The organism is Salmonella sp. SAL4457, assembly GCF_046548235.1.
GTDB classification, from domain to species: Bacteria; Pseudomonadota; Gammaproteobacteria; order Enterobacterales; family Enterobacteriaceae; genus Salmonella; species Salmonella enterica.
The window spans coordinates 1-335 of the sequence record NZ_JBGDZO010000198.1; the positions used below are offsets into that span (position 1 = coordinate 1).

1 protein-coding gene is annotated in these 335 nt (G+C 45.4%); it reads left to right on the top strand.

All coding sequences use genetic code 11. From position 1 onward, the window contains the following. Positions 1–16 precede the first annotated feature (16 nt). Entirely contained in the window at positions 17–220 is a 204-nt protein-coding gene (locus ACLJNW_RS23895; protein WP_410961180.1) for a DUF3304 domain-containing protein, read from the top strand. Positions 221–335: the final 115 nt, after the last annotated feature.

Sequence of the window (335 nt, forward strand, 5' to 3'; positions counted from 1 at the left end):
GGATGAGAGTGATTATATGAGGCATGCCTCAAGTTACACCCGTCACAAGGCGACTGTGAATGTGCCTAGGTATGATGAAAAGGTGTGCTTGCTGCAGGTGCACTTCTTGCCGTGTGACGAGGTGGCTGTTTCTACGACTTGTTATGGGCCGAATCATCCAAAATATCCTGATAAGGCCTATTTCGAGATGAGAAAGTCAACGATATGTCCGGCTAACTGAAGGCAGGTGGGAAGATGCCTAATTTTGGATTTCATATAGCACCCACCCATCCTGTGGCAGGGCGCCTGACTTATGATTCTAAAAAATTATCAGAAAATATATTAAAGCAGCAGAG